The organism is Limnospira sp. (assembly GCF_051859755.1).
Taxonomy (GTDB): domain Bacteria; phylum Cyanobacteriota; class Cyanobacteriia; order Cyanobacteriales; family Microcoleaceae; genus Limnospira; species Limnospira fusiformis.
The window spans coordinates 1-13,471 of the sequence record NZ_JBIMLI010000012.1; the positions used below are offsets into that span (position 1 = coordinate 1).

12 protein-coding genes are annotated in these 13,471 nt (G+C 41.9%); 5 read left to right on the forward strand and 7 right to left on the reverse strand.

All coding sequences use genetic code 11. The features are described 5' to 3' along the window. The coding region (locus tag ACTIE0_RS03690) for a hypothetical protein (RefSeq protein ID WP_439516837.1) at positions 1 to 342 on the forward strand (342 nt) is incomplete at its 5' end. A gap of 3 nt (positions 343 to 345) precedes the next feature. Then, the gene (locus ACTIE0_RS03695; RefSeq protein WP_006668901.1) at positions 346 to 801 is read left to right on the forward strand and encodes a type II toxin-antitoxin system VapC family toxin; all 456 of its coding nucleotides are present in this window, start codon (positions 346 to 348) and stop codon (positions 799 to 801) included. A gap of 269 nt (positions 802 to 1,070) precedes the next feature. Here ACTIE0_RS03695 and ACTIE0_RS03700 read toward each other — a convergent pair whose 3' ends face one another. Continuing rightward, positions 1,071 to 1,814, reverse strand: a complete 744-nt coding sequence (locus tag ACTIE0_RS03700; protein WP_006621950.1) for a glycerophosphodiester phosphodiesterase — start codon at positions 1,812 to 1,814, stop codon at positions 1,071 to 1,073. Positions 1,815 to 1,831: 17 nt separating this feature from the next. Beyond that, the gene (locus ACTIE0_RS03705) at positions 1,832 to 2,674 is read right to left on the reverse strand and encodes an alpha/beta fold hydrolase (RefSeq protein ID WP_006621949.1); all 843 of its coding nucleotides are present in this window, start codon (positions 2,672 to 2,674) and stop codon (positions 1,832 to 1,834) included. A gap of 192 nt (positions 2,675 to 2,866) precedes the next feature. Here ACTIE0_RS03705 and ACTIE0_RS03710 point away from each other — a divergent pair, with 192 nt between their 5' ends. The 3 genes from ACTIE0_RS03710 to ACTIE0_RS03720 all read left to right on the forward strand — a co-directional run bounded on the left by ACTIE0_RS03710 (position 2,867) and on the right by ACTIE0_RS03720 (position 7,279). Then, on the forward strand, positions 2,867 to 4,327 hold the full coding sequence (locus ACTIE0_RS03710) for a RecQ family ATP-dependent DNA helicase (protein ID WP_006621948.1): 1,461 nt from the start codon (positions 2,867 to 2,869) through the stop codon (positions 4,325 to 4,327). Between the two features lie 67 nt (positions 4,328 to 4,394). After that, positions 4,395 to 5,090: a type IV pilin-like G/H family protein gene (locus ACTIE0_RS03715; protein ID WP_006668900.1), complete on the forward strand. Its 696-nt coding sequence runs from the start codon at positions 4,395 to 4,397 to the stop codon at positions 5,088 to 5,090. Positions 5,091 to 5,221: 131 nt separating this feature from the next. Next, entirely contained in the window at positions 5,222 to 7,279 is a 2,058-nt protein-coding gene (locus ACTIE0_RS03720) for a prolyl oligopeptidase family serine peptidase (protein WP_006668899.1), read from the forward strand. Positions 7,280 to 7,302: 23 nt separating this feature from the next. On the opposite strand, the gene ACTIE0_RS03725 is transcribed toward ACTIE0_RS03720, so the two are convergent. Genes ACTIE0_RS03725 through ACTIE0_RS03745 form a run of 5 tightly spaced genes read right to left on the reverse strand, consistent with a single transcriptional unit; the run spans position 7,303 to position 13,409 of the window. After that, a complete protein-coding gene (locus ACTIE0_RS03725; protein WP_006621944.1) occupies positions 7,303 to 7,779 on the reverse strand; it encodes a nucleotide exchange factor GrpE in 477 nt (158 codons plus the stop codon). A gap of 4 nt (positions 7,780 to 7,783) precedes the next feature. Continuing rightward, positions 7,784 to 8,155: a J domain-containing protein gene (locus ACTIE0_RS03730; RefSeq protein ID WP_006621943.1), complete on the reverse strand. Its 372-nt coding sequence runs from the start codon at positions 8,153 to 8,155 to the stop codon at positions 7,784 to 7,786. A 3-nt stretch (positions 8,156 to 8,158) separates the two neighbouring features. Next, entirely contained in the window at positions 8,159 to 10,672 is a 2,514-nt protein-coding gene (locus tag ACTIE0_RS03735; RefSeq protein ID WP_006668898.1) for a tetratricopeptide repeat protein, read from the reverse strand. Further along, positions 10,669 to 11,199: a LysM peptidoglycan-binding domain-containing protein gene (locus ACTIE0_RS03740; protein WP_006621941.1), complete on the reverse strand. Its 531-nt coding sequence runs from the start codon at positions 11,197 to 11,199 to the stop codon at positions 10,669 to 10,671. Before ACTIE0_RS03740 ends, ACTIE0_RS03735 begins: the two co-directional genes overlap by 4 nt. Continuing rightward, a complete protein-coding gene (locus tag ACTIE0_RS03745) occupies positions 11,196 to 13,409 on the reverse strand; it encodes an Hsp70 family protein (protein WP_006668897.1) in 2,214 nt (737 codons plus the stop codon). Before ACTIE0_RS03745 ends, ACTIE0_RS03740 begins: the two co-directional genes overlap by 4 nt. Between the last annotated feature and the right edge of the window lie 62 nt (positions 13,410 to 13,471).

A 13,471-nucleotide genomic window follows, 5' to 3' on the forward strand; every position in this document is an offset into this window, starting at 1 on the left:
AAAATTCTCAACAATCCTGAATCGAATCGGGAAGCTAATCAGGTTTCGATTCAAGAACAATTCCATCAAGAAATTGAGCAAACCCCCGATGAAATTTTAGCGATCGCTTTAGAATTTCTACTATTTATGAGGTCTCGCGCCTCGGATTCATCAACGGCAAAAACGACAAAGGACGCATCAGAAACATCTAACAAACTGTCTCAATTACCTTATCGTCAAGCGTCCGGAAAATCTCTAGTAGATTACCAAGGAGAATGGGTAGGAGATGATTTTGAAGAATGTCTGCGACTGGTTTTAGATAGCCGTAGCCAGGTCAATTTATCCAACCATCAGCCATTTTAAAGTATGTATTTACTAGACACGAATCATTGTAGTTATCTAATCAAAAAAGAAGCGACCGTATGGGAAAAAGCGCTGGCGATCGGTACAGAAAACTTGGCTACTTGTGTGATAGTTCAGGGGGAACTTATTTTGATGGCTGAAAAGTCGGCACAAAAGACACAAAACTTAGCTAATGTCAATGATTTTCTACAATACTTGCGGATTGATCTGACTGATGAAACGACAGCGGTTATTTATGGGCAAATTAAAGCAGCGTTGTTCGATCAGTTTGCTCCGAAAGAAAAAAGCCAAAGACGAAAAACTAAAATTAGAGATATTGGTTTTGATGATAATGACCTATGGATTGCTTCAATTGCATGGCAACACAATCTGATTTTAGTTTCAGCAGATAGTGACTTTCAACGAATCCAAACGGTGCGGGATTTGACTGTGGAAAGTTGGTACAGACCAACTAACTAAACTTGAGGCGATCGCCTGCTCTATGTGGTCGGCTTAACCTAGTCAAATCGACCATTAGGTGGCTGAAATCAGACGCTGTAGGGGATTATGACCAGCATATTGACCTCAAAAACTGCCCCAATGATGATGAGGGAATGACTAAGTAAGAAGCTACCCGATGACCTAGTTTTGTTAGGTTACTTACTAAAAATAACCATCACCCAACTTGGCTTATATCTGCTGGAATAAGTAGGCGTAGCCAGGACAGATTATCGACATAGTAAACCTAACTAATAAGTGATATTTTTGATGACATTATCACCGATTAAACAGTTAGTTATAATCCGCTCAATTCCTAAATCTACTAATCTCTCAAAGTCTATAATCTTGTCTACAGTCCAGACTACTATATCAACTCCTTTATTCCGAGTTTCCTGAATTATACTAGGTTGGTCTAATATCACTTGATATTGACTACTTAAAATGGCATTACCGGCGGCTTCTGCTTTGCTAATTTGTTGGGGTAGTTGTGAAGCATTCACTACAAAATATCCCAGTTTTATTTGAGGATCTGACTGGCGACATTGCCATAGTAAATCTTCGTCAAAGGATGTTAAAATAGTGCGATCGCCCAAATTGGCTTCCTGAATCAGACCCAGGAGAGTTTTGATTTCTAAGTCCGACCATATAGCATGGGGTTTAATATCAAAATACAGCCATCCTTTAATCGATTTTAGGGCAGCTAATGCCTCCTCTAAGGTGGGGATACGTTCTCCCCTATAAGACTCCGCAAACCACGTCCCAGCGTCTAATTCTTTCAGTTCGGAAATGGTTTTTTCGCGGATAGTTCCGGGGGTTCCAGTAATTCGATTTAGGCTTTTGTCATGAAAAACCACAGGGACACTATCTGCGGTAATCTGTACATCAAATTCTATGGAATTTGCCTGATTATAAATGGCGGCGAGTAAAGCGGTTAAGGTATTTTCCGGGGCGATACTAGAAAATCCTCGATGGGCAATTATTTCTACGCTCAAGGTGACATCCTCACGGTCTAATTGTGCTGATTTAAAAATTCGGAAATGGTTTGATTGAAGGATTCTGATGCAACTAAAAACGGCCAGTGATTTCCCGGCACTTGTTTAATAGTTAGATTGGTGAGATACTTTTGATAGGGTTTTAATTGCCATTCCATACGATTAACTCCCCTTTCCGGTTTAACCAGCAGGGTCGGTAAGGCGATCGCTTCTGTTAATCCCGGAACTTTCATCACTTCTAAAAATATTTCATTGCGCGCGCTAATGCTAAACTTACTCCCCCATTTTCCATCGGGTTTGGCTTCCATGGCGGCGGCAAAAACTTGCTGTTGCTGAGGACTCCAACCGGAAAACTGACTCAATTCTTTAGCTAGGGTTTCGGCGGCGGTGAAACTCTCAAAAGGTCCCATACATTTTAATGAGTCTAATTTACGATACACTATGGGAAGGGTTAATTTTAGCAGCCCGGGCATTTTAGTGATGAAAATAGGATCGACTAAAATCATACAGCGGAAACGTTCGGGGTGTTTTTTTGCCCAAATAGGTAGTAATTTACCCGTCCAAGAATGACCTAAAATGTGGGCGTTTGACCAGTGATGGTGATCCATTAACTCTTCGAGATCGGCGATCGCGTCATCGAATGTATAACCGTGATCTGGTTTGTCGCTGTCTCCGTGACCTCTCATGTCAGGGGCGATGATATGATAGCGATCGCCCAGATCTTCTGCTAAACTTGTCCAAACTAGGGCATGATCGGCTAGTCCATGTAGAAGCAACAACGGCTGTTGACCGTTAGGGTTCCACTCTAAATAGGAAAGTTTCAGGGTTTTTAATTCTAGGGTTTGGCGAGTCGGTGACATAGCAGAAATCACAAATTTTGATTAAGGATTGGGAATTGCCCCTACTGGTGAACAAGATTAATGGTAATCTTAAATGAAATCATCAATTTTGGCAACTAGGCTGACTGCCTAATCTGGGACTGATAATTTTTCGATGAGCTAAAATTGACAACAGTTTGGTTATGTTTTCGCGCTTTACCCCTAATTTAACCCATGATTCCACCTTCTGATTCTAACACAACTGAACAAGTAAAAAACGCCCTAAAACGTTTTTGGGGTTATGATGATTTTCGCCCCCCTCAGCAGGAAATTGTTGAGGCTATTATCAGGGGTCAAGATGCGTTGATTGTTCTGCCCACTGGAGGCGGTAAATCTATCTGTTTTCAACTGCCAGCGTTATTAAAAAATGGCTTAACCATAATAGTTTCGCCGCTGGTAGCCTTGATGGAAAATCAGGTAAAAGAATTACACGATCGCCATTTAAGTGCGGGTATTATTCATAGTCAAATGTCCCCCATACAACGGCGGCAAACTTTACATCAATTGCAAAACAACAGCCTACGATTGCTATATTTATCCCCGGAAACTTTATTAAGTAAACCTGTGTGGAATTTAATCAATAAACCCCAGGTTTCTATTAATGGTTTGATTTTAGATGAATCTCACTGTTTAGTTCAATGGGGGGATACATTTAGACCTGATTATCGCCGTTTGGGGGCGGTGCGTCCCACTTTATTAAAACATAAACCACCAGGTAGCAAAATAGCGATCGCTGCCTTTACCGCTACCGCTGACCCCACTGCCCAAAACACTATTAAAACGGTGTTACAGTTACAAGATCCTCAAGAATTTATACTGAGTCCATATCGAGATAATTTACACCTTAAAATTCGCCGAGTTTTTACTCCCATGGGACGGCGAAAATGCTTGCTAAGTTTGATGAAACAACATCAAAAGCAAACCGGTTTAATTTATGTTCGCACCCGTCGAGATAGTCAAGAATTGACAGCCTGGCTGGAGACATTTGGCTATAAAACTGCCCCTTATCATGCTGGACTATCGGCGGAAAAAAGGCGAAAAATTGAATCTCAATGGTTAGAAGGCAAGCTGCAATTTGTGGTGTGTACTTCTGCTTTTGGGATGGGAATTAACAAGCCCAATGTCCGGTGGGTGGTTCAGTTTCAACCGCCCCTATTACTATCAGAATATATCCAAGAAGTAGGAAGGGCTGGACGAGACGGAAAACCAGCAGAAGCCTTGACTATTCTCTGTGAACCGACGGGCTTGCTGTACCCTGAAGATAGACAAAGGCTGTCGTTTTTACAAGATAATTTTCGCCAACAAATGATGACCGCTAAACCCTTGATTAAAAAACTTCCCCAAAAAGGCCATTTAGAAACAGTGATCAGTCGTTTTCCCGACAGTGCGATCGCCTTGTCTCTTTTGCATTCTCAGGGAAAATTAGAGTGGGTTGATTTGTTTAATTATCAAATTAAAGATACATCACTATCTTTAACTGAAAATTCTAACACAGTTGCGATTCGCCAAATGACTCGCTATTTTGCTACCCGTGACTGTCGCTGGAAATTTATACTAGAGGCGTTTGGCTTGGGGACAGAAGCACAATCATTTCGCTGTGGTCATTGTGACAACTGCGATCGCCATGGGTCTTAAATTAGTGGCGATCGTCAATCTATTAATGCTATAATTGAAGTTGACAGTGTTACCCCAATTTTATGCCATGATTAAAAGTTGGATTAAACGGCATCCTAAGCGCATCTATTTTTCATTTTTTGCCTTGGTCTTCCTAATTAGTTGTTTGGGAATAATAGCTGCGATATGGTCCTCATTGCTCGAGAGACGAGATAGAAAAAATGAAAAAGTCGCCAGAGAAGTCTTAACCGACTTACTGCAAAACCAAAGCCAACAGCTTTTTCATTACAATCGATTCACCGACAATTTAGATGCTTTATATCGCACAACATCTGAGGGTAGACCTGGGTATAACTTTGCGATGAATGTTAATGAAAACCTGGTTTTAATTGATGCTATACCTACCAATTCACGTCTGCCTAATTTTGCTGGTGCTGTATTTATTATTCCTGGAGATAACCTCATACAAACAGTGGCGGGAATGTGTAAAAGTCAGGATAAATTATCAGCGCCGATTCAATTATCACGGGGTAACTCTCCCGTGGTTGAATGTCCTGATGATTCCGAGTTAATCATTTCTTTGGCTAGTGCTTTATTGGCAGTTACTGATGAAAATGTTACTCAAAATTTCGGAGGAGTTTGTCTAGTAGATCATTCATCTAATCAGTTGCGTAAACCGCCCAGAGCAGATGCGATCGCCCCTCCCGAAACCGGCGAAAACAGAATTAAATGTCCGGCGGGTTCTTCTCTCAAAAAATCTTGGGTGATTCCCGTTAGTCAATAGCCCATCAACTCAGTATATTATACAGTAGATGATTACCCCAGCATCTCTCATATTGTTATGTCCAAAAGTTACCTATACCGAAAAGAGAAATCATAGGTTAAACTAGAATATTGTTGTAAAATTCATTAGTTATGTCTGATCTCAATCAACCCCTGATTTATCCTCATACCCGCCAAAGTGATCAAGTAGACGAATATCATGGCATCCAAGTAACTGACCCCTATCGGTGGTTAGAAGATCTGGACTCTGACGAAACCAAGGCTTGGGTAACAGCCCAAAATCAGGTAACATTTGATTACCTCTCCACCATTCCCAGCCGCCAAAAATTAAGCGATCGCTTGACCCAATTATGGAATTATGAAAGATATAGCATCCCTTTTCGAGAAGGTCAACGCTATTTTTACTTTAAAAATGATGGCTTACAAAACCAAAGTGTTCTCTATGTAATGGACTCATGGGAAGGCGAACCCAGAGTTTTATTAGACCCAAACCAACTGTCAGAAGATGGAACCGTTGCCTTATCAGGAATTGCCATTAGTGAAGATGGGAATTTAATCGCCTATGGTCTTTCCGCATCAGGTTCCGACTGGCAAGAATGGAAAGTTATGGATATTAACACCCTCAAACCACTCGAAGATCATCTCAAGTGGATTAAATTTTCCGGTGCATCTTGGACTCATGACAATCAAGGATTCTTTTATAGTCGCTATGATGAACCAAACGAAGAAACTCAATTTGAGGATATTAACTATTACCAAAAACTGTTTTACCATCGCCTAGGAACCTCTCAATCAGAAGATGTTTTAATCTACGAACGTCCTGATCAAAAAGAATGGGGTTTCAATGGATTTGTCACCGAAGATGGTCAATATCTGATTATTTCTGTATGGCGAGGAACCGACCCCAAAAACCTAGTCTTTTATCGCGATTTAACTAAACCTGATAGCCCCGTAGTCGAATTAATATCCGAATTTGAAGCAGAATATAGCTTCATTGATAACCAAGGAGAAACCTTTTGGTTTAAGACGGATTTAGATGCCCCAATGGGTCGAGTTATCGCCATTGATATTAACACCGGAAATCGCTATCAAATCATCCCAGAAGCCATAGAAACCCTGGAAGGAGTCAGCACCCTAAATAATCAGTTTGTTGCCCTGTACCTCAAAGATGCCCGTTCCCAGGTGAATATTTTTCACCTAGATGGAACCTTAGTCCGGGAAGTAGAGTTGCCGGGTATTGGTTCAGTGGGGGGATTTGATGGTAAACGAGAGGACACAGAAACCTTTTATTCTTTTACCAGTTTCACGACTCCTCCCACCATTTATAAGTATAATATAGTCACAGGAGAAAGTCAACTTTATCGACAGCCAACTGTCGATTTTAACCCGGAAGATTACCAGACCAATCAGGTTTTTTATAGCAGTCCTGATGGCGCAATGGTTCCCATGTTTATCACCCATAAAAAGGGCTTAAAATTGGACGGCAATAACCCGACAATTCTTTATGGATATGGTGGTTTTTCTATCTCCTTAACCCCCAATTTTTCGGTAAGTCGTTTAGTATGGATGGAAATGGGAGGCCTGTATGCTGTGGCTAACCTGCGGGGGGGTGGCGAGTATGGTCAACAATGGCATCAAGCCGGAATGAAACTGAAAAAACAAAATGTTTTTGATGACTTTATAGCAGCGGCTGAATGGTTAATTCACCACAATTATACCCAGGTAAATAAACTAGCTATATCTGGTGGTAGTAATGGCGGTTTATTAGTGGGTGCTTGTATGACCCAACGCCCAGAATTGTTTGGGGCGGCACTACCAGCAGTGGCGGTAATGGATATGTTACGCTTCCATAAGTTTACCATTGGCTGGGCTTGGACTTCTGAATATGGTTCCCCTGAAAATGAGGAAGAATTCCAAGTTCTTTATCGTTATTCTCCCCTGCATAATTTACAGCCAGGAACAGCCTATCCTGCTACTTTAATCACCACGGGAGACCATGACGATCGCGTAGTTCCCGCCCACAGTTTTAAGTTTATCTCAGCCTTACAAGCCGCCCACAGTGGCGACAACCCTGTGTTAATTCGGATTGAAACTAAAGCCGGACATGGGGCGGGAAAACCGATGGCTAAAATCATCGAAGAAATTGCTGATCAGTTTGCTTTTTTAGTGCGAGTTTTAGACATTAATTAAAATTCCCACTCAACCAGCCAGTATTATTCGGACTTGGAAACAATCACTTCCACCGGACGCAAAAGGCGATCGCCATATTGAAATCCTCGCCGGACAATTTTGGTGATCGTTTCATTTTCGAGGTCGGGATTAACTTCGCGATCGATAATTTTACACACATCAAAATCCGGTTTTTCGCCCTGAAAATCAATAGTGAGCACCTCTCGTTTTTCCAGGGTATTGAGTAATTTTTTATGAATGCTGCCGATTAATTGGGGAAAACGGGCGATCGCTTTGGGATCGGGTTGGGGGTTATTGTGCAAATATTCCATCAAAAAATCGAGAGAATCCACAACCTCTAGTAGTTCTAAAAAAAGCATTTCTAGCCGGGCAAATTCTTCCTGTTCTTTACCCATTAATGCTTGTTGCATTAAAGTTTTTTCTTGGAGAAGCTGCCCTATTTTTTGTTGAATCTCGTCACGAAGTTCGGCAGGAATTTCGAGTTTGCTTGCATGATTCATAATCTTAAATACTCAAAAATTGAATAAAGATTTTTTGTCCTAATTGTTGAGCCACCTCGCCGGATTTTTCCGCGCCAATGGCTGACGATAGATCATCAAATTCGGAAATCATCTCGAAAACTGGAATCGGTTTTTCAAGTTCCGAGAAATCCTGTCGCTTAAACCGCTGAATGGGTGGTAAAACCGGATGCAAATAATCAGCAATTAAACGTTCTTTGTCATCCATCAAGGCTTTTCTCGCCCTAGCAATTAAATCGGGGGAGTATTTTTTCCGCTTCATTGCCATCGCAAAAGCCTTGGTAATTTCAGCCTTAGATGCCGAAGGAGAAACCTCTAAAACCTGATAAGGGTTAGGATTGGGTAGTTGATTTGACATAATTTAATAAATTCCACATTGACGATAAATATCCACAAATTCGGGGTCATTGGGGCAAATTTGATGCGCCCAACGGGCAAATTGTACGGCAGTTTCCCCGTTCATTTTACCTTCATTAACTCCCGCAATTAAAATTTCTATTAACATAGCAGCAATATGTCGCTTCACTTTCTGATTATGGCAGTTTTTGGCGCGACGTACCGCATCATTTAAATTAGATGGCATCAAACCAATAATTTCATTAACCTCAATCTCAAATTCTAAGGTTTCAATGACATAAATTAAACGGGGGTTTTTACTATCGGTTTTTTGCAGTTCTCGAAGCTGAGATAAAGCTCGATTTTTATCAATTTTATGATGCTGTAAATTTTCGCAAATTTCTTGAATACGAGATTCAACCCAATAGCTACAGGAGGCTTCAGTTCCCAATAGTTGATACCAAAAATCGCTAAAAGCCAGATGGTCTGATAAACTGTTTAACGCCTGACGCTGAGACTCACATAAGCGCTCAAGTTCTCGATGCCATTCTGGGTGCGATCGCCATTCATTTTTGAGAGCATTTAAAGCCGCGATTGACTCTCGCCAGCGTTGTTTTTGCAGATAGTGAATTCCCTCGGAGTAAGCTACAAATTTTTGGGCAAAATATTCGTTTTTTTGAGAAGAGTTAAATTGATAACTCTGAGAAGGTTTAAGTTGGATAGCGCGTTCTCCATCTCCGTCAAATGCCGCCGCCACAGCCAAACCCCAGGAGGTATAAAGCGCGGGCAAAATATTGGTTTCTGTTGATGCAGAATTGGAAGTTTGAGGAATCTTAATATTGCTAAATTGATGTCGATAGCGATGGTAACATCCCGGCAATAAAATTAGGTGATTAATTTGGGCTGCTTGATGGGGGAACTTTTTAACTAATTTCAGGGCGATCGCATCCAGACGAAATTGATCTCGCAGTTTCAGATACTCGGCTAAGTTATCGTCTTTTAAGCTATCGATCGCCGTTTCTAGGGTAGCCAGAAAATGACTAAAAATTTCCTCAATATCAATGGAAATTTTCGGCAGCCAAGGAATATTTTGCCAAGCCGGATCGCGCTCTAAATTCGCTAAAGCCGTGGTAGCAGCCACCACCCAATCCCGGCGGGTGTGGCTGTTAATTTGAGCATTATAATAGGTAGCGATCGCCCAATTATGCAGAGATTTACAATCTCCGTTTTTTAGCCAAACTTGTTCCGTGATTTGGGCAATTTTTGGCCAATCTTGACCCTCCCAAATTTTAGCTTCTAGGCGCGGCAAAATATGGTTATTGAGATTAGCTTCAACCACCGTATCTGAGCCGTAACTATGTAAAAATTGACGGCTCATAGCACCAGCATTGTCCAGGTTATTATCATCAACCAACTGTTGAATAGACAACATCAATTTTAAGCGATCGCGCCCCCTTAATGTGCGGACAATTTCCAATTGACTTTTAACTTGGGGATGGGATAGCGATCGCCATTCCACTTCAGCCTGTTGAAAATCACCCTGTTGGAGGTAAGCAAAACCACGCAGATATTTAATTTTTTCTCCTGAATGTCCCTGCAAATGTGCGATCGCCTGTTGCCAATTTGCTGTTTTTAGGGAAACAATTGCCAAGCGAATTTGGGTTTCTGTTAATTCCGGGAGTAACTGATATGATTTTTGGTAAAATGATATAGCCTGTCCTAAATTTCCCGACTTTTCCGCCCCAAGTCCTTGACTATAATAGTCTTTTCCTTGCATCACCCGGTTTAGTGTCCCCCGCAATGTTTGACCATCTTCGCGCTCGAACTTATCTAAGGCTAAATTAATCACATTTAGGGCGGCCTTAAATTCACCATTTTTCGCTAAATTTACCGCTTTTTCTAATGCTAATTCATACTGATTTTGTCCCTGAATATATCCTGAACAATCGGCGATCGCTTCTTCTAGCAGTGGAATGGGAAATAATGTTTTCGCTCGCTCAAAACTCAGTTTCCCTTTTTTATAATCTTTTTCTTGGCAATATTTTTGACCTTCTGTAAATAATGTCCTAAATTGATTATATTTCATCATTTTGTGTTCACAGCGAGCGATCGCCTGATTGACAAGACTTATATCAATAATTGTTCGACATTTTTTATATGTTGACAAAGCCTTTGATAAATTTGTCGTATCCAGCGGATCGCCAGCATCAGATTTTTCTAAAGCCTGAGCCGAAGCGATCATGCTTTTAGCAAATTTGATTTTCTGTTTCCACGAATTAATCTCTGACTTAAAATCAGTTAACAAATTTCCCATCAATAGCTGTCGCAGTTTTTGCTCAACCAAAGCCGGGGAATTTGACCATTTGCTAAGAGTAGATTGCCCCTTTTTAGTAGCCTCAATTAGCTTTTTTTTGGCAGCAAGTTTGTGGGCGGTTTTGATGTCCTGCTTAGTAACAGAAACTTTCTTAAAGAAATCAACAATTTCTACCTTAAACAGTGCGTATGTCAGAGCATCAACCCAATTAATAATTGCATTCATAGGCAGTATTCTGGTAAGTTTTGGATCAAAATCACTTCCCCAACTTCGATCTGATTTTCTCTACCTTTTAAATTCGGGTTCGTTTCGATTAATTGTGGCCAGCGCGACCCCTCCCCATAAAACTTGCGCGCAATTCTCGACAGGGAATCTCCCCGTTGAACCGAGTAGTAAAATCCCCCACAGGATGCCGGGCTATTTTTATCGATTTTCGGTTTATTCAGGGAGGGAAGAAATCGAGCAGTTTCTATAACTTCTGTAGGATAAACCGAGGCAGTTTGCACATCAGATTCACCCCTGATAAATCTTCCCAAGGCAATTCCCAAAAGTAAAATTATGATGCCCATTACCAACAACAACTGTTGGATATTTTGAGAGGATTTAGGGGCGGCAATAACCGCAGGTTCAACCGCCAATTGGGGGAGTTCTTGCAGTTGCCGAATGAGGGTGAGATCAGTTTCGCAGTTGGGGCAAATATTGCCCTCAATTTCGGCGCGACCGCACACCGGACAGGTGAGTTTAATCGTCATCGTGTCAATCCTGTAGCAATAGTTCCTGTGGGTAATTCCCGATCTAAATAGGGAATAATCTCAGCCTGGAGTTCTTGCAGCAGGCTATTAGCTTGGCTGCCATTTCCTTGCTGTAATGCGTTCAACAATTGATTAAATTTGACCTCCATACCTCCCGCTTGACTGGGGTTAAGATGGTGAATGCGGCCGATCTCCTCCCGAATTACCACAATCAGTTTGACGCTATCGGGAAGGTTATCAAACTCTCGTTTGCTATCTTCTATTAATTTTTGCAAGCTGGCAATATTCTTGCTATTCAAGGCTTGTTGCAGTTGATCTACTAAATTCCGCAACCGATATTTTTGATCTTCATGGATTAGCTGATCGCACACTTCCAGCGCTAATTCAAATCGCATTATGAAAATCTTGGCAATATCTAACTCATCATTAGCAAATTCTTCTAATTCCTTGAGTTTGCTTTCAGCTTGGTTAAGGCGATCGCGCTGCACTTGACCATTATAATAAATTTGGTTAGCCGATCGCACCACTTCCCCGGCGATTTCATTAGCACGTTTCACACCGATTTCCGTTAAGTTACCCGCCGCATTCAGTTGTTTAATTCGTTCCTCAACCTGGCGAGAAATCTCCTCATTAACTCCCCCCCGCGAGAATGAACAACTAACTTTAACCTGGGGATTGTTTTTGAGAGCCGCCGTCATTTGCAGCGAGTTATTTTCCTCGTCAAGTTCCACCGTCACTAAAATTTCCGTACCTTTTGGATAGGGGCGATCGAGCGCTAACCACATATCCCCGATCCGCTCGTCTTGAAATCGGCGTTCGAGTTCCTGGCGGACGCGATCTGGGCTAAAAAATTTAAAGTGAATTAGCGATTGTCCGTCCGCTTCAGTTTTAAAAGTATGGAACTTTTGCACCGGAAGAATATCGCCCTGACTAATGATTACAAATCGCGGCTCATCCACCAATTCAATGCAATAATCACGGGAAACAGTCGTGACTTTTTCCGTAAGTCCCGCCGCCACGATCGCCGCCCCTTCCGCCACCGCATACATGGGGCGATCGTGAACCACAACTTGATGTTGGGGGAAGGCTTGGCGGATTTTTTGTTGCACGATCGGCACCTGCGCGGAACCGCCAACTAACAGAATTGCATCAATTTGATCGAGGGGATAATCTGAATATTTAATCGCGTCCTGAGCAATTTTTACTGAGCGATCGATTAACGGTTCGATGCGTTTTTCAAACTCTTGGCGACTGATGGTAACTTGAATCGGAATTGCCATTCCCATTTCATCAATTAAATGTGCCGAGGTAATAATTTCCGCTGCACCTTGGGTACTCAGTCTAATTTTCGCCTGTTCCGCCTGAATTTTCAATTCCGCCAGCAGCCGCACTCGTTGATAATGCGGCATTTTTTTAATTAAGCGATCGACATTATCGAGGTTTTCAATCCGGGCGATTTCCTGTTTGGCAAATTCCACAATACAGTTATCAAAATCGTCCCCACCTAACCACAAATCCCCCGATTTGGCTGACTCAATAAATTGATTACCAACCGAAGTAATAATCGAACAGTCCAAAGTACCCCCACCAAAGTCATAAACTAAGATGGTACTCACCTCATCTGAGTCCGGACGATAACCATAGGAAATAGCTGCTGCTGTCGGTTCTGGGAGAAGTTCCCGGAGTTTTAATCCGGCTTTTTGCGTGGCGATTTCCGTGGCGTATCGCTGCTTATCATTGAAATAAGCGGGAACGGTAATTACAGCTTCTGTAATGCGGCTAGTTTGCCCCGATCGCTCCTGATAAGTTTGGGCATTACTGACAACTTTTTTAAGAATTTCCGCCGATATATCTTCCGGTAGATATTCCCGTCCCCCCAACCAAACCGATAGGCTATTTTCCGTCCCTTGGCTGGATTTATCAATCTTATAATTGAAGCGAGATAATTGTTGTTGCACAACCGGATCATTAAAGCCTCTTCCGATTAGTCGCTTGATGGAAATTATCACATTTTCGGTATCTCCATCGCCCAGTTGGCGATAGGCTTGTTCACCCACGATTAACCCATTGCGATCCGCCGCCACCACTGACCGGGTTAATTTGCGATCGGGCGGTGAGTTCTCAGCAGCAGTCACTACATTGACCTCAGCCCACTTAAAAGCTGCTACTGAATTGGTAGTCCCCAAATCTATCCCAACTATATTTCCCATGATTAATTTAACCTTGATTATTTATACTTTAATTGTCTTCCGCTATTTTGGCAAGTTTTATC